This is a genomic window from Candidatus Paceibacterota bacterium (assembly GCA_028711505.1).
GTDB lineage: Bacteria > Patescibacteriota > Minisyncoccia > JAHISW01 > Tagabacteraceae > JAQTSC01.
Genome location: JAQTSC010000001.1, coordinates 88,395 through 108,033, shown reverse-complemented (window position 1 = coordinate 108,033; position 19,639 = coordinate 88,395). Strand labels below are relative to the sequence as shown.

Below are 19,639 nucleotides of genomic sequence, written 5' to 3'. Positions count from 1 at the left end.
TATTTTATGCTATCAGAATTTAAACAATTATTCCACCTCCCAAAAGCTCGTTTTTATCATATAAAACAAGCGATTGGCCGGGAGCTACGGCGCGCTGGGGTTGAACAAACGAAACTTTAATTTTAGAACCTGAAATTTTTATAATCCGGCATTTTTGAAGGGGTTGGCGATATCGAATTCTTGCTAAATATTTTTTAGAAACGCTGGGTTGTTTTTCCAAAATCCAATTTACATCAGAAATTTTAACTTCTTTCCTATAAAAATCTTTTTCGTTTTTTCCGGAAGCTACCACCAAAATATTTTTCTTTACATCTTTTTCTACAATATAATATGGAATTCCTGCCGCTAGATTCAGGCCCTGCCTCTGCCCTATTGTGTAATAATGAATTCCTTTATGCTCGCCTAAAACTTTTCCTTTTTCATCAATAATTTTTCCGGGTTTTGGCTTGATGTATTTTTTAAGAAAATCTTCAAGCTTGAATTCACCGACAAAACAAAGCCCCTGGCTATCCGGTTTTTTTGCCACAGGCAAACTAAACTTTTCCGCCACTTTTCGCACTTCTGTTTTTTCATAACCGCCAACCGGAAAAAGGCAATGTTTTAACTGCTCCTGTTTTAACGTCCACAAAAAATAACTTTGATCTTTATTTTTATCTTTAGAAATTTTTAATTTAGAATTTTGAATTTTTACATAATGACCCGTAGCGATCATGTCCGCTCCCATTTTTAACGCTTTTTTCAAAAACGCGTCAAACTTCACGTGTTTATTGCACATGATATCCGGATTTGGCGTCCTGCCGGCCTTATATTCGCGAATCATATAATCTATCACCCATTTTTTATATTCTTTTTCAAAATCAAAAGTATAAAAAGGAATATCCAACTTCGCCGCCACACGCATAGCATCCCGTCTGTCATTTCGCCAATCACACGGAATCCCCTGCGGATACCATCCTTTTATAAAAACCCCGTAAACATCATAGCCTTGTTTTTTCAGCAACGCCGCCGAAACCGACGAATCAACTCCGCCAGACATTGCGACAAAAACTTTTAATTTTTTAACTATTTTTTTCATATTCTCCTCGATTTTTTTTGTGCCCTAAGTGAGAATCTGTGCGCTTCGTTGCGGACTTGCTGTAAAAGTTTTTTCTGCGAAATAATCATCTCGCGAACCGGCTTTTTTATGGCTGCCGAAAAAACAAGTTTGTCCTGTCTTGAGGCCGATGCCGAGTGAAGCCCGGCCTTGCTTAGACCGACGACTGGAATTTTTAATCCGACTAAGCGTAAAACTCTTGCAGCCAAATGAACTTGCGCGACACCTCCGTCAACGACAATCAAATCCGGATATTGCCACTCTCTATGTTTAATTCTACGCTCCAAAACTTCTTTTAATGCATCTATATCGCTCCCCTTCTCCTTATTCCTTATTTTAAATAAACGATAATGGGAATTTTTGGAAACTCCGTTCTGAAAAACGATCATTGCGCCGTATGCGCCTTTGCCTGAAAGATGCGAGATGTCATAACCTTCTATTCGGGAAACGCCAGATTTTTTAGAGCTGAAAATAAATTCTTCGGGAATTAATGTCGTATCGTCAAATTTTCTCCCTGATTCTTTTTTGGAAAGCACTCCTGATTTTAAAAATCTGATAAGGCCACGGATGTTTCTCTTGTATTCTTTCGGCAAAATTTCTCCCACGCACACGCCTAGGCAAAGCCCTATCTGATAATGAAAACACGGCTTGCCTGAATTCGGCCGACACGTTGAATACGGAAAAATTCTCCGCGCCGAAAGTAAAATTTTTTTAAGAAAGGCCTGGCTTCGGAAAGGACCAATAACAACCCCTTTTGGCGAATGTTTTTCAAGTTCCCTGCCTCTTATTATAATCGGTTTCGGATAATCGGTTTTCATATCAAAAAACACATAAACAAAGGACCTGTCGTCTTTATCTTTTATATTATATTTCGGCCTGTGTTTCTTTATCAGATTATTTTCCAAAATCGCCGCTTCAAGAAGCGTTGGGGTTTTTGTAAAAGAAACAAACACTATTTCTGAAGAAAAAAGTTCCGCGGGGCGGACGTATTCCAAGCTGTTTTTTCTAAAATACGATGAGACCCGACTTCGTAAAGAAGCCGCGCGGCCAATATAAATAATTTTTTTGGCTTTGTCGCGGAAAATATAAACACCCGCCGCGTTCGGAAGTTTTTTCAAAAAATCTTTGGTTTTGGTATTCAAAACTTTCATAAGTTTAGATTACCTTAATATTTAAAAATATTTAAATTTTAAAAACAAAGGGCCGGGCTCGGAAAAAAATATCCGACCCGACCCATCAGACTCATTAGAGGGCTAGGAAAGCCGAGAGGTCCATAAATTCCACTCAAGAGCTTCGTTCGAGACAAACCAACCAACTCCATCTGCCTCTATCTCTACAGCACCCACAGCCCCTTCCTTGAGTCTATAGCCGACGTAGGAATTACCGAGAAAATTATTGTAAGCCCAAATCTTTGAACCATCTTTCAGCTTGACTTTTACAGCACCTCCACAATCGTAGACGACTTCAACCGCGAAAATCCAGCTTTTCACATTAAAAGTTCTTTGGGCCGGCTTAAACCACAATCTCCCTTCCGCGTCTTCAACCAAAATACCGTAAGAACCGAACGGAATGTAATCAATTCTGCAAGCCAACCATTCACTTGACGGGAAAACTTTATAAGAGTCTATTTTCCCATCTTGCCGCGTGACAGTCATTCTTGTATTCACCGATCCACCCCATGTCGCAACATAACGGTCAACAATCATAACCGGCTCTTTGGGAAGACCAAAAGGGCCCCGGGAATGAGAAAGCAAAAAACCCATAATCCCGACAAGGGCAATAATAAACGCTAACGCAATCTTTCCATAATAACGCTCCATATCCCAACCTCCTTTCCTTTTATTCTGTTTTCGTGTACATTTCGCAATTTTCAAACAACAAATTTGACAGAAGATTACCTTATTTTTAGCTATTTGTCAAACATAAAATTAGTGCTTTATAAATACTTCTTCAGATACTTCCCCGTGTGCGATTTATCGTTTCGCGCCACTTCTTCAGGAGTGCCTTTAGCCACCACCTTGCCTCCTTTTTCGCCTCCCTCGGGCCCCAAATCAATCACGTAGTCCGCTGTTTTTATTATGTGCATATTATGCTCAATCACAACAACTGTATTCCCTTTATCAACAATTTTCTGCAAAACAGAAATGAGCATTTTGATGTCATCGTAGTGCAACCCGGTTGACGGTTCATCTAAAAGATAGATCGCGTTTCTGGTCATCGGCCGCGAAAGCTCGGCTGAAAGTTTTACTCTCTGCGCTTCGCCGCCAGAAAGAGTCGTTGCCGGTTGTCCAAGTTTTATATACCCAAGCCCCACCTCTTTCATCACTTTTAGTTTATCGCTTATGTGATAGAACTCGCTGAAAAATTTCTCGGCTTCTTCGACCGTCATATCCAAAACATCGGCAATATTTTTTCCTTTATACTTCACTTCCAAGGTTTCGCGATTAAATCTTTTGCCATGACACACATTGCACTGAACGGAAATAGTCGGAAGAAAATGCATTTCAACAAGATTAAATCCGGCACCTTCGCAGGCTTCGCACCGACCCCCTGGTTTATTAAAAGAAAATCTGCCCGCTTTATATCCTCTCTCGCGCGCCTCGGGCATTTGAGCGAAAATTTCTCGTATATAGCCCCACATTCCGGTGTAGGTTGCCGAATTGGAACGCGGAGTTCTTCCTATCGGAGATTGGTTTATTTCAATTATTTTCGTCAGATATTCCAGCCCTAAAATTTTGTTTACTCCTTCAAACTTTTTATCGCGGCGGCGCAAATTATATTGAATATTTTTATACAAAACGTCATAAAGCAATGTTGATTTTCCGCTTCCGGAAACACCTGTAAGCACGACAAACTTGTTAAGAGGAACATCAACGTTTATATTTTTTAGATTGTTCGCATCGGCACCAATTACGCTTATTTTTTGATGAATTATTGGACGACGTTTTCCGATTTCTATTCCATCCTCACCGGCTAAAAACCGCACGGTGGAAGATTCTTCCTTTGCCGTTTTTGATTTTAAAAGTTTTTGCGTTTCTCCGTGAACAACAACTTCGCCGCCATGCACGCCGGGCCCCGGCCCTAAATCAACCAAATAATCCGACTCTTTTATTGTGCGTTCGTCATGTTCAACAACAATAACCGTATTTCCGGCATTTTTCAGTTCTTTAAGCATTTTTATAAGCCGCTCGTTATCGCGTTCATGAAGCCCGATAGTCGGCTCGTCCAAAACATATAAAGTTCCGGAAAGTTTTGAGCCGATTTGCGAAGCCAAACGTATTCTTTGCGCTTCGCCGCCCGAAAGCGATGATGCCCGTCTGTCTAAAGTGATATAATCAAGACCTACTTCCATCAAAAAGCCTAGCCTGGAAACAATTTCTTTTAGGGGCTCTTTTGAAATAGTTAATTCTTTTTTATTCAATTTGCTTTCAAGATTAACGAAAAAATCATAAGCTTCGTCAATTGTCATTCCTATGGCTTCGCTGATGTTTTTTCCATGTATTCTTATTGAAAGAGCCTCCGGTTTTAAACGTTTTCCGCCGCACTTCGGACAAACTTCATCCGAGAAAAAATCTTTCTTGCCAAGCCCATCGCAAGCATCGCACGCACCGTGAGGACTATTGAACGAAAAAAGTCGCGGCTCTATTTCTTCATAAGAAAACCCGTCTTTCGGACAGCTCCAGTTTGCGGAATAAAGTTTCTCGCCTGCCTTGCCGGCAGGCAGGCCCGAAGTAAAGGCGGCAATAATCAAACCCTTAGCAAAACCCAAAGCATCTTCAACTGCCTCGTTCAAACGACTAGCGTCAGACGGCCCGCCTGCCGGCAAAGCAGGCATTATCTTATCAACAATAATTTCTATATCATGGTTTTTGTATCGCGACAGCTCAACTTTTTCATGGAGAGAATAAATTTTTCCGTCAATTCTCGCTTCGCTAAATCCTTTTTCCAAAAAATCATAAAGCATTTGGTAATATTCGCCTTTTCTTCCGCGCACAACCGGCGCGAGAATCGTAATAAATCCTGATTTATCTTTGTTCGCTTTTTCGATTATTTCATCAACAATTTCTTGGCTGGATAATTTTTCTATCGGGCCGCCGCAAACCGGACAATAAACTTTGCCGATTCTGGCGTAAAGCACGCGAAGATAATCATAAATTTCCGTAAGAGTAGCCACTATTGAACGAGGATTATGACCGTGAGCTTTTTGATTTATGGCAATCGCAGGAGAAAGACCTTCTATGTCGTCCACATCAGGCCTGTCTGCCTGACCCAAGAAAAGCCGCGCGTAAGGAGAAAGGGATTCAATATATCTTCGCTGGCCCTCCACAAAAATAGTGTCAAAAGCTAAAGACGATTTCCCGCTTCCCGAGACACCGGTAAAAACCACCAATTTATTTTTGGGTATTTCCAAATCTATATTTTTGAGGTTATGCACCCGCGCCCCATGAATTTTTATTTTATCGTTCATGTTTTATTTTAAAAACCTCGAGCTATATATGTTTCAAGATCATTCGAAGGCGAAAAAAGATTGGTATTTTTTGTTAAAATTTATAAAACAAAAAATTTTTTTCGCCGAAGACGAGCGAGCGAGCCGCTGGAAGCGAAGCGAGCGTATCGCGAAATATATATAGCCCGAGGTTTAAGAACCCACATCAATAAACCTCTGCACGTCTTTAATAATCGTTTTTGGCGTAATTTTATGCTTTTTGTTATACGCTATCTGAATTTTGCGTCTTCTTTCGGTTTCGGAAACCGCAGCTTTTAGCGCATCTGTCATTCTGTCGGCGTAAAGAATCACCCGCGCTTTGGAATTTCTAGCCGCCCTGCCAATGGTCTGAATAAGCGAGGTCTGATTTCTCAAAAATCCCATGCTGTCGGCATCCAAAATCGCCACAAGCTCCACTTCGGGCAAATCCAAACCCTCGCGTAAAAGATTTATCCCGACAAGCACGTCAAACTCTCCTTTTCTAAAATCCATCAAAATATCGGCGCGCTCAAGAGTTTTTATGTCGCTGTGCATATATCGCGATTTTATTTTCTTTTTAGCAAAATAATCCGAAAGCTCTTCGGACATTTTTTTGGTCAATGTCGTGACCATAACTCGTCCTTTTTTTGCCGCGGTCTTTTCAATTTCTTTAACAACGTCATCTATTTGGCTGTAATTCGTTTTTTCGTTATAAACCGGACGCACATAAATTTCCGGATCAATAAGCCCTGTTGGCCGAATAATCTGCTCAATAACTTGCTCCGAATTTTTCGCCTCAAATTCAGCCGGAGTTGCCGAAGTAAAAATGACCTGGCCTATTCTCGCCTGAAATTCTTTAAAATTAAGAGGTCTGTTATCCAAGGCAGACGGCAAGCGCCAGCCATGCTCCGCTAAAATCTGTTTCCTGCTTCTGTCGCCTTCAAACATTCCCCGAATCTGCGGCACCGCCAAATGCGATTCATCTATAACCGTTAGAAATTCATCAGGCTGGCCAAAATACGCAAGCAAAGTATCAGGCGCTTCGCCCGCCAGTTTTCCGCTCAAATGCCGCGAATAATTTTCAATTCCATGACAATAACCAACGCGTCTTATCATTTCCAAATCTTCGCGCGTGCGCTTTTCAAGACGCTCTATTTCCAAATAAAGATTATTCTTTTTAAAATACGCCAGCCGCTCTCTCAATTCCTTTTTTATATCCGATACCGCGCGCTCTCTTTCCGGAACAGGAGTAATAAAATGTTTTGATGGAAAAATTGCGAGCTCTTCAAGCTCCCCAATTTCTTTTCTTGTTATCGGGTCAACTTTGGCAATTTTACCGGTTTTTTGTCCATCCAAAATAATTCTATAAATTACATCTTCCGATGCCGGCATAAATTCAAAAACATCTCCGCGCACCCTGAATTGACCTCTTTTTAATACGGCAATATTGTTTCTCTCAAAATAAATTCTTATAAACTGGCGAATGAGATCGCCGCGGGTAATCGGTTTTCCTTTTTCAATCTTTATGCTCGTTTCAAGATACTTTCCGGGAACGCCTAAATTATAAATGCAGGAAACCGACGCCACAATAATAACGTCTTTTCTGGAAAGAAGCGCCGAGGTCGCTTCGTGCCGCAATCGGTCTATCTCATCGTTTATCATCGCCTCTTTTTGTATATAAGTATCGGAAACCGGCAAATACGCTTCAGGCTGGTAATAGTCGTAATAAGAGACGAAATAGCAGACTTTGTTTTCAGGAAAAAAATCTTTATACTCGCGATAAAGCTGGGCGGCAAGGGTTTTATTTGGAGCGATAACAAGCGTCGGTTTATTTATTTTTTCTATCACGTTCGCCACGGTAAAAGTTTTCCCGCTTCCGGTAACACCCAAAAGAGTCTGGTATCTAAAACCTTTGTCTACGCCCTTTATCAGTTTTTTTATGGCTTCGGGCTGATCGCCTGCCGGCTTGAATTTTGCTTTGAGCTTAAACATAAATACGCCAAACCACCCCGCTTTCTTCATATAGGGGGTGTATATCTTTATTTAGTTATCTATAATGTATTACGCTCCGGACCAGAAATCAACTTTTATATTTTCAGCAATCCCAATTATAAATAGATCCCTTTCTTTTCCACATGTTCGTTAAAAGTTTGGCTATAGTAGACCTTGTAATTTCTGTCCGAAAGATAATACCAATACGGCGAATCTTTCGGCGAGAGCGCGGCTTCTATGGAATCCAATCCCGGATTGCAAATCGGGCCGGACGGAAGTCCTTTGTAAACATAAGTATTGTACGGCGAATCCATTTTCAAATCTCTCAAGGTGAGTTCTTTGCTGGGCTTGCCTATCATATAAAGAAAAGTGGCGTCAACCTGAAGCGGCATACCCGCCTCAATCCGTTTCCATAAAATTCCGGAAATAATTTCCTTGTCTTCTTTTTTTGCCGCCTCTTTTTCCAAAAGCGACGCCATGGTTAAAATTTCGTAAAAACTATGCCCGCTTTTTTCAATTTTTTCGCGCAACTCCGGCGTAATCTTCTTTTCGGTATTTTCAAGCATGATTTTAACCATGGATTCCGGCGTCACGGAAAGAGGCACATAATAAGTGTCAGGAAAAAGAAATCCTTCAAGGCTTGCGTATCCGGGCTTTGAAGAAAGCAGGGGGAAAGACGATAAAAATTCCGGGTCCGGTTTCAAACAGCCATGATTTACGCATTCTATGCCCGGGGTTCCGGTTTCTTTCCACAAATCGCCATCGCTCCAAATTTTTTTATTCTCGCAAAGAGATGAGATGTCGCGCAAAGTAAATCCTTCCGGTATCGTAATTCTCGCGAATTTAAGATAATCGTTTCCCGAAATCGCTTTCATTAAATTTATCGCTGGCATTTTTTCCTCAAAAAAGTATTCTCCGGCTTTTATCTGCTTTTCCGTTTTCATAATCCATCCGATTGTTTCAAAAGCGAAAGATGAACGGATAAGTTTTTGTTTTTCAAAATCCGCGGCAACTTCTTTCAATGTCTTCCCTTCTTCGATGGTAATTATTTTTCTTACTGGAAAATCAGCCGAAACGGAAATAAAAAAAAGAACAAAAAAAACGAGCAAAACAGAGACAGAAAAAACCGAAGAAACATAAAGATGCCGCTTCTTTTTAAAGTGGAGAAGAAATAAATTGGGAAAATCCGGACTGTCTTTGAAATCCATAAATTAAGAAAAAAAGACCCAAGCGAGAGCCATTTACAGCTCAGCCTAGGTCTAGGGGCCTTCGTCCTGGAGTAGCGCCTTTGTCTTTGTTAGTTGAGTCGCCTCCGCGACGAAGGGTTGTCCTCTTTTTAAGAACACATGCCCATATTTATATTTTATCATGGCATTATTTTTTTAAAAGACGTTCCAAAATTTCACGGGTTTTCTGCGGATTCGTTTTGCCTTTGCTTTCTTTCATAACCGCTCCCAGTATGAATTGCCCGGCATTTTCTTTTCCTTTTTTGAAATCTTCCGCCGCTTTAGGGTTGGCTTCAATCGCTTTTTTTACCAACATTTCTATTTCTCCTTCATCGCTTGTCTGCTCAAGACCTTTTTCAGAAACAACAGCCAGCGAGTCCGCGCCCGTTTCAATCATTTCCCTCAAAACATCTTTAGCCACGCGCGAGGAAATTTTATTTTTCATAATCATTACCAAAAGGTCCGCCAAATTATCAGGCTTAACAAGGACTTCCTCAAAATCCAGCATCTTTTCTTTCATAATTCCGAACATATCGGAAATAATGTAACTTGACGCCAGTTCCGCGGCAAATTTCGTGTCCGTATCGGATTTTATTTCCGAAACAACGCTTTCAAAAAAATCCGCGGCTTTTTTGTCGTTTGCCAAAATATTTATGACATCGTCTTTAATCCCGTATTCTTTTTTAAACCTCTCCCTTTTTTGCCACGGCATTTCGGGAATCTCCGCCTGAAGATTTTGAAATTCCGGAACCTCGCTTATTTTCAACGGCGGCAAATCCGGTTCGGGAAAATATCTGTAATCGTGCGCTTCTTCTTTGCTTCTTTGAGAAAAAGTCTTTTGTTTCGCGTCATCCCAACCCCGCGTTTCCTGCCTTATTTTTTCTCCTTTTTCAATAACCTTTTTCTGCCTTTCAATTTCATATTTAAGCGCCGCCTCAATCGCCTTAAAGGAATTTATATTTTTAATTTCCACCTTCGTCCCCCATTCAGTGTCGCTTTCCTTTGAAACGCTTATATTCCCTTCTATCCTCATGTGTCCTTTTTCCATGTCCGCGTCGGAAATTCCCAGATATCTCAAGACCAGACGCAATTCCTCCGCAAAATTTCTGGCTTGTTCCGCGGAAACGATATCGGGCTCCGTGACAAGCTCCATAAGCGGCACTCCGGCGCGATTAAAATCCACCAAGGTGCTGTCTTTTTCATGCACCAAACGACCGGTGTCTTCTTCAAGGTGAATACGGGTTATCCTGACGCCGCTTAAAGCCCCGCCTTCAACAAGCGGATGCTTGTATTGGCTTATCTGATAGCCCTTAGGCAAATCGGGGTAGAAATAATTTTTACGGTCAAAACGCGAATAGTCGGCCAGTCTGCCCCCAAGAGCCAAACCTGCCTTCAAAACGCTTTTTACCGCCTCTTTGTTTATCACCGGCAAAGTTCCGGGGTATCCCATGCAAACCGGACAAACATTAATATTCGGATGTTTTTCATCCGGATTATTCGCTGAATTACAAAACATTTTTGTCCGCGTCTTTAATTCAGCGTGAATCTCCAGCCCTATTTTTGGTTTGTAATTACTCATCTATTTTTTTAATCCGTCTTGAGTGCCGTTCTTCGCCGCTGAAATCCGTTTCCAGCCACAATTTCACCGCTTTTTTCGCTTCATCTTCGTTTAAAAAACGCGCCGCCAAAGATAAAACATTGGCATCGTTATGCCGGCGCGATAATTTTATTATATCTTCTGAAAAATGATGCAAAACCGCGGCGCGGACATTTTTGAAACGGTTGGCGCAAATCGCTTCTCCCTGCCCCGAACCTCCAAGAATTATTCCTTTCGCTTCTTCCGGGCTTCTTGAAATTTCTTCGGCAAGAGGATTTATAAAATCCGGATAGTCGTCGTTTTCATCAAAAGAAAACGCTCCGAAATCTTTTACCTCATGCCCGAGCTCCGCCAGAAAAATTTTCAATTTTTCTTTCAATTCAAAACCGGCATGGTCGGAAGAGATAAAAATTTTCATAAAAGTTTTTCCAATGTTTTAATGTGCTTTATAAGCATTGAGCAATACCCCCACTCGTTGTCATACCAGGAAAAAATTTTCACCAAGTCTCCGTCAACCACGCGCGTAAACGACAAATCAACGATTGAGGCGTACGGCTCGGCAATGATGTCCGTGGAGACAAGAGGTTCTTCGGAAATCTTTAAAATTCCCTGCCACTCCGGTTTTTTCGCCGCTTCGCGAAAAATATTATTTATTTCTTCAACCGAAGTTTTTTTCTTTGCCAAAAAAGTAAAATCCACAAGCGAGCCGCACGGAACGGGCACCCGCACCGCCACCCCGTCAAACTTTCCATCCAATTCGGGCAAAACTTTTCCCGTCGCCGCCGCCGCGCCGGTATGGGATGGTCCGACGTTTATCGCTCCGGCCCTGCCTCTTGTAAAATCTTTTTTCGCCGGGCCGTCAACAATGCTCTGCGTTGCCGTGTAGGCGTGCACCGTATTCAATATGGCTTTTTCAATCCCGGGATTTTCCGCCATTATCGCCGCCACGGGAGCGACGCAATTCGTGGTGCAGGAAGCGTTTGAAGTAATGACGCATTTTTCGGCGTTTTTTTCTCCGATATTGGGAGTAAAAGTCGCCGTATTTTCGTCATCTTTTGAAGCGGGAGCTGTAAGCACGACCCGTTTCGCGCCCGCGTCCAGATGAGGCTTTGCCTTTTCATACGAAGTAAAAACTCCGCTTGCTTCAACAACAACATCCACGCTGAGTTCTTTCCACGGAAGCTTTGACGGGTCTTTTTCGCTTAAAAATTTGATTTCGGTATCCGGAAACTTGAATTTTCCGTAAACGGAATCACGCTCCGCGAGATAAATAAGATTGTCCTTATCAGCCAAATCGTTTATGGCGACTATTTCCATATCTTTTTCTTTGACGGCTTGGCGGAGAAAAATTCTTCCTATTCTGCCAAACCCGTTTATCGCGATTTTCATAATATAAATAAAGCAAAAAATTAATTTCTAATATCCAAATTTTACGCCAATGCCGTAAAAATTGGAAGTTTAAATCTCCGGCAACAAAAAATCCGCCCTCGCCAAAGCGGGACGGATTTTTTATAATCTTTAGTCTATTTTATTGGCACCTTAAACGATCCGCGTAATAAGTAACTGGTTCATAAGAACAATAATTGGAAGTCCGTAAACAAGTTTGTCCAGAAGTACCACATGATTGACCAATTATAGCCCCAATATATTGACAATAATCCCATGTTGTTATTTCAACACAACTAAGCGTGTATTGTTGCCATGTGCATCCTCCACCACAACTTTGAGAATACGTGCATGTGCCACCGGGACAATAGCTGGAAGAAACAATAACTCCGTCATTTCTTTGGCAACTGCCCGTGCAAGTTTGTGTTCCTCCGCAAGCTTCAGAACAAGTTCCGCAAGTAGTGGAAGTACAGCTATACGTATAAGTAGGCGTTACGCATTGGCCGCTTCCATCGCAAGTAGCCGGCGATGTACAAGTTCCGCAAGAACCTCCGCAACCGTCACTGCCGCATACTTTGCCAGTGCAATTTGGAGTACAGCCGCCGGTGCACGTGACATTACCGCTTGAATCCGTGCTCAAAGAAGCGCAGGAAAGAAAACCGTCAATTTTCATCCCGCCGGAGACTTGCAGCAGGCCATAAGCCCTTAAAAGTCCGCCCACTCCGAACGCTCCGGTTTTGTATTGCGAAGTCGAACCGATATTTATCGGCGTTGCCACGTTTCCGGTGGGAACATTATTTGAAATCGTAAATCCTTCATCCGACGGAGCTGTCCAGCCAAAAACCAAATTGACTCCGGCGAGAAGAACCAGAGAAATAACTATTGAAAGAAAAGATTGCTTAAGGGTTTGCATAATAATATTTTTTATTTTTTTAAAATTTTTTAATTTTTATTTATATTTTTCCCGCAAAGCGTCAATTTCCGCTGCTTGTTTATTTATATCTTCTCCGGAAAAACTTCCGTCTTCTTTATCAGCTCTTGCTTGCTCCAGTTCGTTGGATTGAGCCATAAGTTCTTCCTGGGTAAGTTCTTTGCCGCCGGCCGCCGCTCTTAAATCATCAAGCTCTTTAGCCTGCCTTTCGGTTAAAGTCATTGGTTCAATTACAGGCTGGACGCCCCATTTTTTCCATGCAAGATATCCCAAAACAGACAAAATAATAATCCCGACAATTATAGCGGAAATTATCAATATTTTTTTCTTTCTGTCCGGCTTATTTGCTTCCGGATAAACCATTTCCGGACCCTGCTTAGAGATGTCATCCATAATTAAATTATACCTCGCTTTAAAAATTTTGGCTCAAAACGCTTGTGGATAACCGATAAACATTCAACTGACAGATATCAATCTAACGCTCCCTCCGTGTATTTGTTTGACGGAGCCCACAGCATCCAGCTTGTAAGGCCCGCATCGTAAACCGCCTTTTTTTGTGCCCGCACTTCGGTTATTCCATAATCCGCCCCCAAATCAAAGTCTTGCAGCCATGGCCGGAGTTTTGACGGGGTCGTACTCGCGGCTAGAAGTTTTTCCGAACCGCGAACCATGGCCGAATACACGATTTCATAAGGATGCGCGGCCGGATTTTTATATCCCTGAAACGTCGCGGGATAATGCGACGGATAAACCATAGGCGCCACGTAATCAAAATATTGTCCCGCGTCTCCCAAAACTTGGCCTATGTTCAAATCATCTTCGTTCCAAGTTGTCATTCCAAAAAGATCCGCTGAAAGCGTAATGTCTATTTCTTTAAGCCCGCCAGACAAGTATTTATAAAAATTTTTCATCACCTCGGCTTTCGGAGTTTTTTCATCCCAAAAATCATACGAGATATCTTTCATGTTGCCGTCGGAAGGAAAACGTATGTAATCAAAATTCAGTTCATCAAATCCGGATTTTTCACACTCTTTTGAAATTCTTATTATGTAATCCCAGTATTCCTTTGAAGCCGGGTCTATCCACGTTATTCCTTTATAATCTTTCCACACCGAACCGTTATTTTTTTTCACCGCCAAATCCGGTCTTGCCTTTACCATAAAAGGGTCCTGAAAAACGCTTATGCGGGCAATAACATAAATATTTTTTTGATGAAGCTCGTTTATAAATTCTTTGACATCGGGAATGCGTTTTTCCGCGGAACCGATTTCTTTCAAAACAGGGTCGGTCGGCTCAAACGAAAGATGTCCAGAATAATCTTTGACGTCTATCACAATGGAATTCAATTCCGTTGAATCTATCAACTCCACCAGACTTTCGCGCCAATCCGTCGTGCCGGCAACCCAGCTTGTCATGTAGATCGCCTTAACAGACGCCGGGGTCTTGATATGAGTAATTTTTGGCAATTCTTCCGCCGCCGCTTCAACGGAAGCTTCCGTGTTCTGCGAAAAAACAACCGGCTCCGCCCCGACGTAACCGTCTTTTTTGGAAAATAAAAAATTCGCGGCGTATGCCGAAATGCCAAAAATCGCCGCTATGGAAATAAGCGCCCATCTTGAACGGATAAAATTCATAGAATATAAATTTTATTTTTCCTGTTCTGTTTCATTTTCGTCTTCATCGGCATTTTTTGCGTTGAATTTTTTAAATTCTTCATGCGCCTTTTCAACATCTTCAATCAGCTCCTTGTCTGATTTTACCATACCGCGCGGCTTAAAAGACAAAAGCGCTATCGCCAAACCGGTTATGGTCAAAAGCGCCGCGTGGAGAGTGGAAGAAAGCCCCAAAAAGGCCAGCACTATTATCCAAATGCCCAGAATACCCGTAAATTTTCTCTGCTTCATAATAATAATGTTTTAAACCCGATAAAAAACCGAACGTTAAAATTCATTATATCACATACTATACTATAAACTTCGTTTAAAAAATATCTTTTTCTTTTCACAATTTTCCCGCTTTTATTTTTTCTCTTATTTCCGCGACATAGTTATTGAAAAAATACAGATTATGGAAAGTTAAGAGGCGCAAGGCGGTGATTTCTTTCGCGCGCAAAAGATGAGAAATGTAAGAGCGGGTGTAATTTTGGCAAACCTCGCAGCCGCATTTCGGGTCAAGCGGTTTTTTTCCGCCGGCTGACGTATTCAAAAATTTTTTCTGTCTCATATCCAAACGGCCCGACGACGTAAATGCCGTTCCGTGCCTCGCATAATGAGTCGGGGTAATGCAGTCAAACGTATCCATGCCAGATTTTATGTTCGGTATCATATCTTCCAGATGACCGATACCCAAAAGATGCCGGGGTCTCTGAGCGTCAAGGTTAGGCACGATCCAGTCTAAAATCGTTTTCATGTCGCTTTTGCTTTTTCCCAAATCGCCGCCAATCCCATATCCGTCAAAACCTAAAGAATTTATAAATTTAGAGCCCTTTTCCCTGAGTTCCTTAAAATGAGATCCCTGGATAATGCCAAAAAGCGCCTGTCTGGTTTTGTGGTTAGACAAGCAGACTTCCGCCCATTTATGCGTCCGCTCCAGCGATTTTTTAGCGTATTCAAAATTTGACAGCGGCGGCGTGCATTCATCAAAGGCGAAAATAATATCGGCCCCGATTTGTTCCTGTATTTTTATTGATTCTTTCGGTCCCAAAAAAAATTCTTTGCCGTCTATCGGCGAACGAAACTTTACGCCGTCATCCGTTATTTTTACCGACGACGGCTGTCTGTTTTTTAAAACAATATCTTTCTTTTCTTCCCCGCTGAAATATTTAAGTATTTTTCCCACTCCCAAATCTCTGCCAAACCCCAGACTAAAAACCTGAAATCCCCCCGAATCTGTCATAAGCGGCTTTTGCCAATTCATAAATTCGTGAATTCCGCCGGAAGATTTTATGATTTTTTCTCCCGGTTTCAAATGCAGATGAAAAGTATTGGCAATCAAAAGCTGGCTGCCGGCCCTTTCGGCTTCTTCGCTCGTCAAAGTTTTTACGCTCGCCTGCGTGGCAACCGTCACAAGCGCCGGAGTTTCTATTTCTCCGTGCGGAGTTTTTAAAATTCCCAGCCGGGCGCGCGATTTCTTGGATTTTTTAAGTATTTTAAATTCAATCATCTTAATACAAAAAACATAGCACAGACCAATCCCTGCGCCAAACTTTTTATAATCAAAAAAAGGACAAAAAAGAAAAGGCCCGGCTTTTAAGCAGGACCTTTGGCGCCGTCAAAATTTATATTTTTATAAAAGGCATATTTTAATCGTCGCGCCCATGACATATTCTCCTTTGTACCCCTCCTTGTCCACGAATCTGCCAAGTTTTGTCAAAAGATAGATCGAGTCAACTTTCCTTTCTGCCGCCAGTTTTCTGATAAAATCGGCTGATTCGGCAGAAAACCGCAATATCCTTTTTTCCCCGTCTTCCAGCAGTATCTCTCCAACTTCATCAGGCCTTTTCCCCTCCCCCTTCTTTTCCTTTCTCATCTTTTACCTCCTACATTTCCGCCTCATTAACGGCGTTGCGATAAGCGCAATACTCGCAATTTTTAGACTCTTTCGGAACATCATCTCCATCCAATGTTTTTCTAATTTCAAACAGCACTTTTTCTATCCAATCATCATTGCCCTTGTATGGAATTATGTCAATGTCAAATTCCAAACGGGCGTCAAAAGCCGCCGCGTCGCGTTTGCCGTTCACATATACGAAATAAGCGACGTCGCTTACTTTGAATCCGTTCTTTCTAAACAGCCATTGATACACTTCCACCTGCCTTTTGTAACCTATCTGCCACTCGGCATCCAAATTCACCCTACCGGCTTTCGCCGTGGCTTTATAATCAACCACATGGAGTTCGCCTTTTGAATTAACCCACATGTCGTCTATTCCGCCTCCGACTAAAATATCCGTCGGCTCGTGCAAAAATCTTATTCCGCGAGTTCTCGCGTCGCGCCACTCTTCTATCTTTTCGTGTTTAAAAGGAACGGCATCTATGCCGTAAGTTTTCATAAGCGGATGCGGTTCGCCCTTGGCACGATGGATATCAAATTCTTTTTTCAAAAGGTTATCAACCGCGGAATTTAAAGTGAAAGGAAAACCGGGAGGTCTCGGCACGCCTAAAACTTTGTCCAAATAAAAACACTTCGGACATTCCAAAAATAAATCTATTTTGCTTCTGCTTATTTTGATCGGCATCTCGTCAAATTTTATCCGCAGCAAGAACAACAGCCTGAATCGCCGCAATCGCATCCGCCTTTAGCAACGGCTTTTTTATGCTCTTCTCCGTTTCCGCAACGGCATTCTTTCAAAGGCATATTTTCCCTCTCGCAGCCGCCGGTTTTACAAACACCGGGCTCGTCCGAAAGCACGCCACAGACAGGGCATATAAAATGTTTTTTATCATCCATGCCCATATTGTACCAAAAATCGTGAAAATAAAAATATCCCGCGGCTTTAGCGAGATAAAAAACACTATTTTAAAGTTGCTTAAAAATTTACGAAATTAACTTCTTTTTATTTTCCAAATCGTTCCGCAAAAAAATCGCTCCTATTAAAAATAAAGGTCCGGACACCGCCAAAAAAGCCCAGATTGATTGAGAACCCCAGCCCAAAGCAATATAGAGCAGCCCGAGAAAAACCATCGCGAATGCCCCCAGCTTCTCTTTTCTCCAGGCAATGGCGCCGGCAATAGCGACTATGGCAGTAGGAATATAATGAAGAGCCGAAGCGGTAAGCACATCCGGATATTCATATTTGCTGTCTATTTCCGCGTTAGCCACAAAACCCATAAAAATCACGAATAGCATGGTGAGCACTCTGGGCAGCCAATAAGAGAAAGAAGTCTGAGATTGAGAAAAAAGTGGCATAAACATATGAATATCTCTATTATGCCCCAAAAATGAAATAAAATCCACAACAAGAGGCTGTGAATAAAATTGAATTTTACCTTGTTGACAAAGCTGGCAAAAATGCTAATTTAATAATGTTCATGCTCTTTTTTTTCCCGAAAACCCTTTCTTCGGATACATAGACCGAAGGAAGGGTTTTTATTTTGCCGCCTAAAACAAAAAATTGACTTCTGACGGAAGAAAAGTTAAAAAGAAAAAGAACAGAAATTTGAAACTTGAATCTTGAATAAGGAGGGGTTATGCCCGGATATAAAGACGATATTCAAAAGATGGTTTGCAGAATGAAGAAAAGACTGCAAGAAAATCGGGACATAATTTTAAACCATTCAAAAGAATATAGAGAGGCATTGGGGCTTAGCGACGAAAACCTGAACATATTATGGTCCGGAATACGAAGGTGTGAACTTTCTTTCAGAAGCAGAGAGAAAGACAAACACGAATCGGAAGAAGAATCAATTGAACTGGCAGCCTTCCTTAAAATCGAACTGGGAGAAAAACGCGAAACAGTTCTTCTTTCCGTCCAAGAAATCGCGGACATAGAGGAAAACACCATCACGGTCGGTTATTGCGTAACAGCTTTATCGCTGGCAAAGAGCATGTTCATCCAAACCCGCCCGATGGAATATCCCTTGTTTTTTGTTGAAGAAGATTTACATAACGAAATTCTGCAAAAATTATTGTTCAACCGCACAGAGGAGGGAAAAGACAGTAAAAAAATCCCCGGCAAAGTAGTTTCTATTTCATCGCACTCCCACGCATAAAGCCAATCCCCCGATTTCGTTTTACGAAATCGGGGGATTTCTTTTTCTAAAAATTTCGCTGTTTATCTGATAGCTCGGGAAACAGTCTTAACCACTCTTTTGTCAAAAACTTTCGGCACAAGAAGTTTTGAATTCGGCTTTGAAACCAGCTTCGCCAAAGCGCGGGCGGCTTTTCTTTTCATCTCATCCGTAATTTTAGAAATTTTATTATCAATCGCTCCGCGGAAAACTCCGGGAAAGACCAAAGCGTTATTCAGCTGGTTGGGAAAATCGCTTCTTCCGGTGGCGACTATTTTTGCCCCCGCTTTAAGCGCCAAATCGGGCATGATCTCAGGGACAGGATTCGCCAAGGCGAAAATCACCGGATTTTTCGCCATTTTACGAACCATTTCTTGCGTCAAAATTCCGGCTGCGGAAACGCCGATAAAAACATCCGCTCCTTCTAGCGCGTCGGAAAGATTTCCGGAACAATTATTGCTGTTCGTAGTTTCCGCAATTTTTATTTTTTCCCCATTTAACCCTTCCCTATTTTTATGAATAATTCCTTTGCTGTCCAAAACCAAAATATTTTTAGCGCCTTCTCCTAAAATCATTTTAACCGCCGCCACCCCGGCCGCTCCCGCGCCGCTTACTACAATTTTTACATCCGAAATTTTCTTTTTAACAACTTTTAAGGCGTTTATAAGACCTGCTAAAATAACAATCGCCGTGCCATGCTGATCATCATGCATCACAGGAATATCAAGCTCCGTTTTAAGCCGCTCCTCTATCTCAAAACATCGAGGGGCGGAAATATCTTCAAGGTTTATGCCGCCGAATGTCGGAGAGATGGCTTTTACCGCGCTGATAATTTCTTCCGTGTTTTGAGTGGAAAGCACTATGGGCACGGCATCTATGTCGGCAAATTTTTTAAAAATAAGACATTTGCCTTCCATTACAGGCAAAGCTGCTTCAGGACCGATATTTCCGAGACCGAGCACGGCCGAGCCGTCGGAAACTACGGCAACACTATTCCCTTTCATCGTGTATTCGCGCGCCTTGTTTTTATTTTTCGACAAAAAAGAGCTTACTGTTCCCACTCCGGGAGTGTAAACGACGCTCAAATCATCGGCATTATCAAGAGGCACTTTACTGGCAACGCAAAATTTTCCGACATTTTTTTTGTGAAGCGCAAGCGATTTTTCTCCGGTTGTTTTACTGCGAGGCATAAATCGTAAAATATTTTTTAAACGGATAAA

20 protein-coding genes are annotated in these 19,639 nt (G+C 41.9%); 1 reads left to right on the top strand and 19 read right to left on the bottom strand.

Features of this window, described 5'->3' with window-relative positions:
* Positions 1–19: 19 nt before the first annotated feature.
* The 18 genes from mnmA to PHC85_00375 all read right to left on the bottom strand — a co-directional run bounded on the left by mnmA (position 20) and on the right by PHC85_00375 (position 17,604).
* Complete coding sequence (mnmA, locus tag PHC85_00460) at positions 20–1,075, bottom strand: tRNA 2-thiouridine(34) synthase MnmA (protein ID MDD5032580.1); 1,056 nt, start codon at positions 1,073–1,075, stop codon at positions 20–22.
* Positions 1,072–2,244 (bottom strand): GIY-YIG nuclease family protein, encoded by a 1,173-nt coding sequence (locus PHC85_00455; protein ID MDD5032579.1) that lies wholly within the window; start codon positions 2,242–2,244, stop codon positions 1,072–1,074. Before PHC85_00455 ends, mnmA begins: the two co-directional genes overlap by 4 nt.
* 102 nt (positions 2,245–2,346) lie before the next feature.
* Positions 2,347–2,913 (bottom strand): hypothetical protein, encoded by a 567-nt coding sequence (locus tag PHC85_00450; GenBank protein MDD5032578.1) that lies wholly within the window; start codon positions 2,911–2,913, stop codon positions 2,347–2,349.
* A gap of 116 nt (positions 2,914–3,029) precedes the next feature.
* Positions 3,030–5,561 (bottom strand): excinuclease ABC subunit UvrA, encoded by a 2,532-nt coding sequence (uvrA, locus tag PHC85_00445; protein ID MDD5032577.1) that lies wholly within the window; start codon positions 5,559–5,561, stop codon positions 3,030–3,032.
* A gap of 171 nt (positions 5,562–5,732) precedes the next feature.
* Positions 5,733–7,550: an excinuclease ABC subunit UvrB gene (gene uvrB / locus PHC85_00440; GenBank protein ID MDD5032576.1), complete on the bottom strand. Its 1,818-nt coding sequence runs from the start codon at positions 7,548–7,550 to the stop codon at positions 5,733–5,735.
* Between the two features lie 116 nt (positions 7,551–7,666).
* The gene (gene mltG / locus PHC85_00435) at positions 7,667–8,758 is read right to left on the bottom strand and encodes an endolytic transglycosylase MltG (GenBank protein MDD5032575.1); all 1,092 of its coding nucleotides are present in this window, start codon (positions 8,756–8,758) and stop codon (positions 7,667–7,669) included.
* A 166-nt stretch (positions 8,759–8,924) separates the two neighbouring features.
* Positions 8,925–10,355 carry an Asp-tRNA(Asn)/Glu-tRNA(Gln) amidotransferase subunit GatB gene (gene gatB / locus PHC85_00430; protein MDD5032574.1) on the bottom strand — a complete coding sequence of 477 codons (1,431 nt, stop codon included), beginning with the start codon at positions 10,353–10,355 and terminating at the stop codon, positions 8,925–8,927.
* The gene (locus tag PHC85_00425; protein ID MDD5032573.1) at positions 10,348–10,791 is read right to left on the bottom strand and encodes an RpiB/LacA/LacB family sugar-phosphate isomerase; all 444 of its coding nucleotides are present in this window, start codon (positions 10,789–10,791) and stop codon (positions 10,348–10,350) included. The genes gatB and PHC85_00425 overlap by 8 nt, the downstream gene beginning before the upstream one ends.
* Positions 10,788–11,765 carry a type I glyceraldehyde-3-phosphate dehydrogenase gene (locus PHC85_00420; protein MDD5032572.1) on the bottom strand — a complete coding sequence of 326 codons (978 nt, stop codon included), beginning with the start codon at positions 11,763–11,765 and terminating at the stop codon, positions 10,788–10,790. The genes PHC85_00425 and PHC85_00420 overlap by 4 nt, the downstream gene beginning before the upstream one ends.
* A gap of 136 nt (positions 11,766–11,901) precedes the next feature.
* Positions 11,902–12,672, bottom strand: coding sequence for a hypothetical protein (locus tag PHC85_00415; GenBank protein ID MDD5032571.1), 771 nt, complete (start codon positions 12,670–12,672; stop codon positions 11,902–11,904).
* 36 nt (positions 12,673–12,708) lie between these two features.
* A complete protein-coding gene (locus PHC85_00410) occupies positions 12,709–13,083 on the bottom strand; it encodes a hypothetical protein (protein MDD5032570.1) in 375 nt (124 codons plus the stop codon).
* A 77-nt stretch (positions 13,084–13,160) separates the two neighbouring features.
* Complete coding sequence (locus PHC85_00405; protein MDD5032569.1) at positions 13,161–14,324, bottom strand: putative glycoside hydrolase; 1,164 nt, start codon at positions 14,322–14,324, stop codon at positions 13,161–13,163.
* A gap of 12 nt (positions 14,325–14,336) precedes the next feature.
* Complete coding sequence (locus tag PHC85_00400; GenBank protein ID MDD5032568.1) at positions 14,337–14,594, bottom strand: hypothetical protein; 258 nt, start codon at positions 14,592–14,594, stop codon at positions 14,337–14,339.
* Positions 14,595–14,691: 97 nt separating this feature from the next.
* Entirely contained in the window at positions 14,692–15,852 is a 1,161-nt protein-coding gene (gene tgt / locus PHC85_00395) for a tRNA guanosine(34) transglycosylase Tgt (protein ID MDD5032567.1), read from the bottom strand.
* A gap of 123 nt (positions 15,853–15,975) precedes the next feature.
* A complete protein-coding gene (locus tag PHC85_00390) occupies positions 15,976–16,218 on the bottom strand; it encodes a hypothetical protein (protein MDD5032566.1) in 243 nt (80 codons plus the stop codon).
* 10 nt (positions 16,219–16,228) lie between these two features.
* Complete coding sequence (locus PHC85_00385) at positions 16,229–16,927, bottom strand: PD-(D/E)XK nuclease family protein (GenBank protein ID MDD5032565.1); 699 nt, start codon at positions 16,925–16,927, stop codon at positions 16,229–16,231.
* A gap of 11 nt (positions 16,928–16,938) precedes the next feature.
* Positions 16,939–17,139, bottom strand: coding sequence for a hypothetical protein (locus tag PHC85_00380; protein ID MDD5032564.1), 201 nt, complete (start codon positions 17,137–17,139; stop codon positions 16,939–16,941).
* A gap of 87 nt (positions 17,140–17,226) precedes the next feature.
* Positions 17,227–17,604, bottom strand: a complete 378-nt coding sequence (locus tag PHC85_00375) for a hypothetical protein (GenBank protein MDD5032563.1) — start codon at positions 17,602–17,604, stop codon at positions 17,227–17,229.
* Positions 17,605–17,879: 275 nt separating this feature from the next.
* On the opposite strand from PHC85_00375, the gene PHC85_00370 reads away from it, so the two are divergent.
* Positions 17,880–18,401, top strand: a complete 522-nt coding sequence (locus PHC85_00370) for a hypothetical protein (protein ID MDD5032562.1) — start codon at positions 17,880–17,882, stop codon at positions 18,399–18,401.
* Positions 18,402–18,463: 62 nt separating this feature from the next.
* Here the strand turns inward: PHC85_00370 and PHC85_00365 are convergent, their stop codons facing one another.
* Positions 18,464–19,609, bottom strand: coding sequence for an NADP-dependent malic enzyme (locus PHC85_00365; GenBank protein MDD5032561.1), 1,146 nt, complete (start codon positions 19,607–19,609; stop codon positions 18,464–18,466).
* Positions 19,610–19,639: the final 30 nt, after the last annotated feature.

Excerpts from the sequence above, each read along its gene's own strand:
- mnmA (MDD5032580.1), bottom strand. The coding sequence starts at position 1,075 with ATGAAAAAAATAGTTAAAAAATTAAAAGTTTTTGTCGCAATGTCTGGC.
- PHC85_00455 (MDD5032579.1), bottom strand. The coding sequence starts at position 2,244 with ATGAAAGTTTTGAATACCAAAACCAAAGATTTTTTGAAAAAACTTCCG.
- PHC85_00450 (MDD5032578.1), bottom strand. The coding sequence starts at position 2,913 with ATGGAGCGTTATTATGGAAAGATTGCGTTAGCGTTTATTATTGCCCTT.
- uvrA (MDD5032577.1), bottom strand. The coding sequence starts at position 5,561 with ATGAACGATAAAATAAAAATTCATGGGGCGCGGGTGCATAACCTCAAA.
- uvrB (MDD5032576.1), bottom strand. The coding sequence starts at position 7,550 with ATGTTTAAGCTCAAAGCAAAATTCAAGCCGGCAGGCGATCAGCCCGAA.
- mltG (MDD5032575.1), bottom strand. The coding sequence starts at position 8,758 with ATGGATTTCAAAGACAGTCCGGATTTTCCCAATTTATTTCTTCTCCAC.
- gatB (MDD5032574.1), bottom strand. The coding sequence starts at position 10,355 with ATGAGTAATTACAAACCAAAAATAGGGCTGGAGATTCACGCTGAATTA.
- PHC85_00425 (MDD5032573.1), bottom strand. The coding sequence starts at position 10,791 with ATGAAAATTTTTATCTCTTCCGACCATGCCGGTTTTGAATTGAAAGAA.
- PHC85_00415 (MDD5032571.1), bottom strand. The coding sequence starts at position 12,672 with ATGCAAACCCTTAAGCAATCTTTTCTTTCAATAGTTATTTCTCTGGTT.
- PHC85_00410 (MDD5032570.1), bottom strand. The coding sequence starts at position 13,083 with ATGGATGACATCTCTAAGCAGGGTCCGGAAATGGTTTATCCGGAAGCA.
- PHC85_00405 (MDD5032569.1), bottom strand. The coding sequence starts at position 14,324 with ATGAATTTTATCCGTTCAAGATGGGCGCTTATTTCCATAGCGGCGATT.
- PHC85_00400 (MDD5032568.1), bottom strand. The coding sequence starts at position 14,594 with ATGAAGCAGAGAAAATTTACGGGTATTCTGGGCATTTGGATAATAGTG.
- tgt (MDD5032567.1), bottom strand. The coding sequence starts at position 15,852 with ATGATTGAATTTAAAATACTTAAAAAATCCAAGAAATCGCGCGCCCGG.
- PHC85_00390 (MDD5032566.1), bottom strand. The coding sequence starts at position 16,218 with ATGAGAAAGGAAAAGAAGGGGGAGGGGAAAAGGCCTGATGAAGTTGGA.
- PHC85_00385 (MDD5032565.1), bottom strand. The coding sequence starts at position 16,927 with ATGCCGATCAAAATAAGCAGAAGCAAAATAGATTTATTTTTGGAATGT.
- PHC85_00380 (MDD5032564.1), bottom strand. The coding sequence starts at position 17,139 with ATGGATGATAAAAAACATTTTATATGCCCTGTCTGTGGCGTGCTTTCG.
- PHC85_00375 (MDD5032563.1), bottom strand. The coding sequence starts at position 17,604 with ATGTTTATGCCACTTTTTTCTCAATCTCAGACTTCTTTCTCTTATTGG.
- PHC85_00370 (MDD5032562.1), top strand. The coding sequence starts at position 17,880 with ATGCCCGGATATAAAGACGATATTCAAAAGATGGTTTGCAGAATGAAG.
- PHC85_00365 (MDD5032561.1), bottom strand. The coding sequence starts at position 19,609 with ATGCCTCGCAGTAAAACAACCGGAGAAAAATCGCTTGCGCTTCACAAA.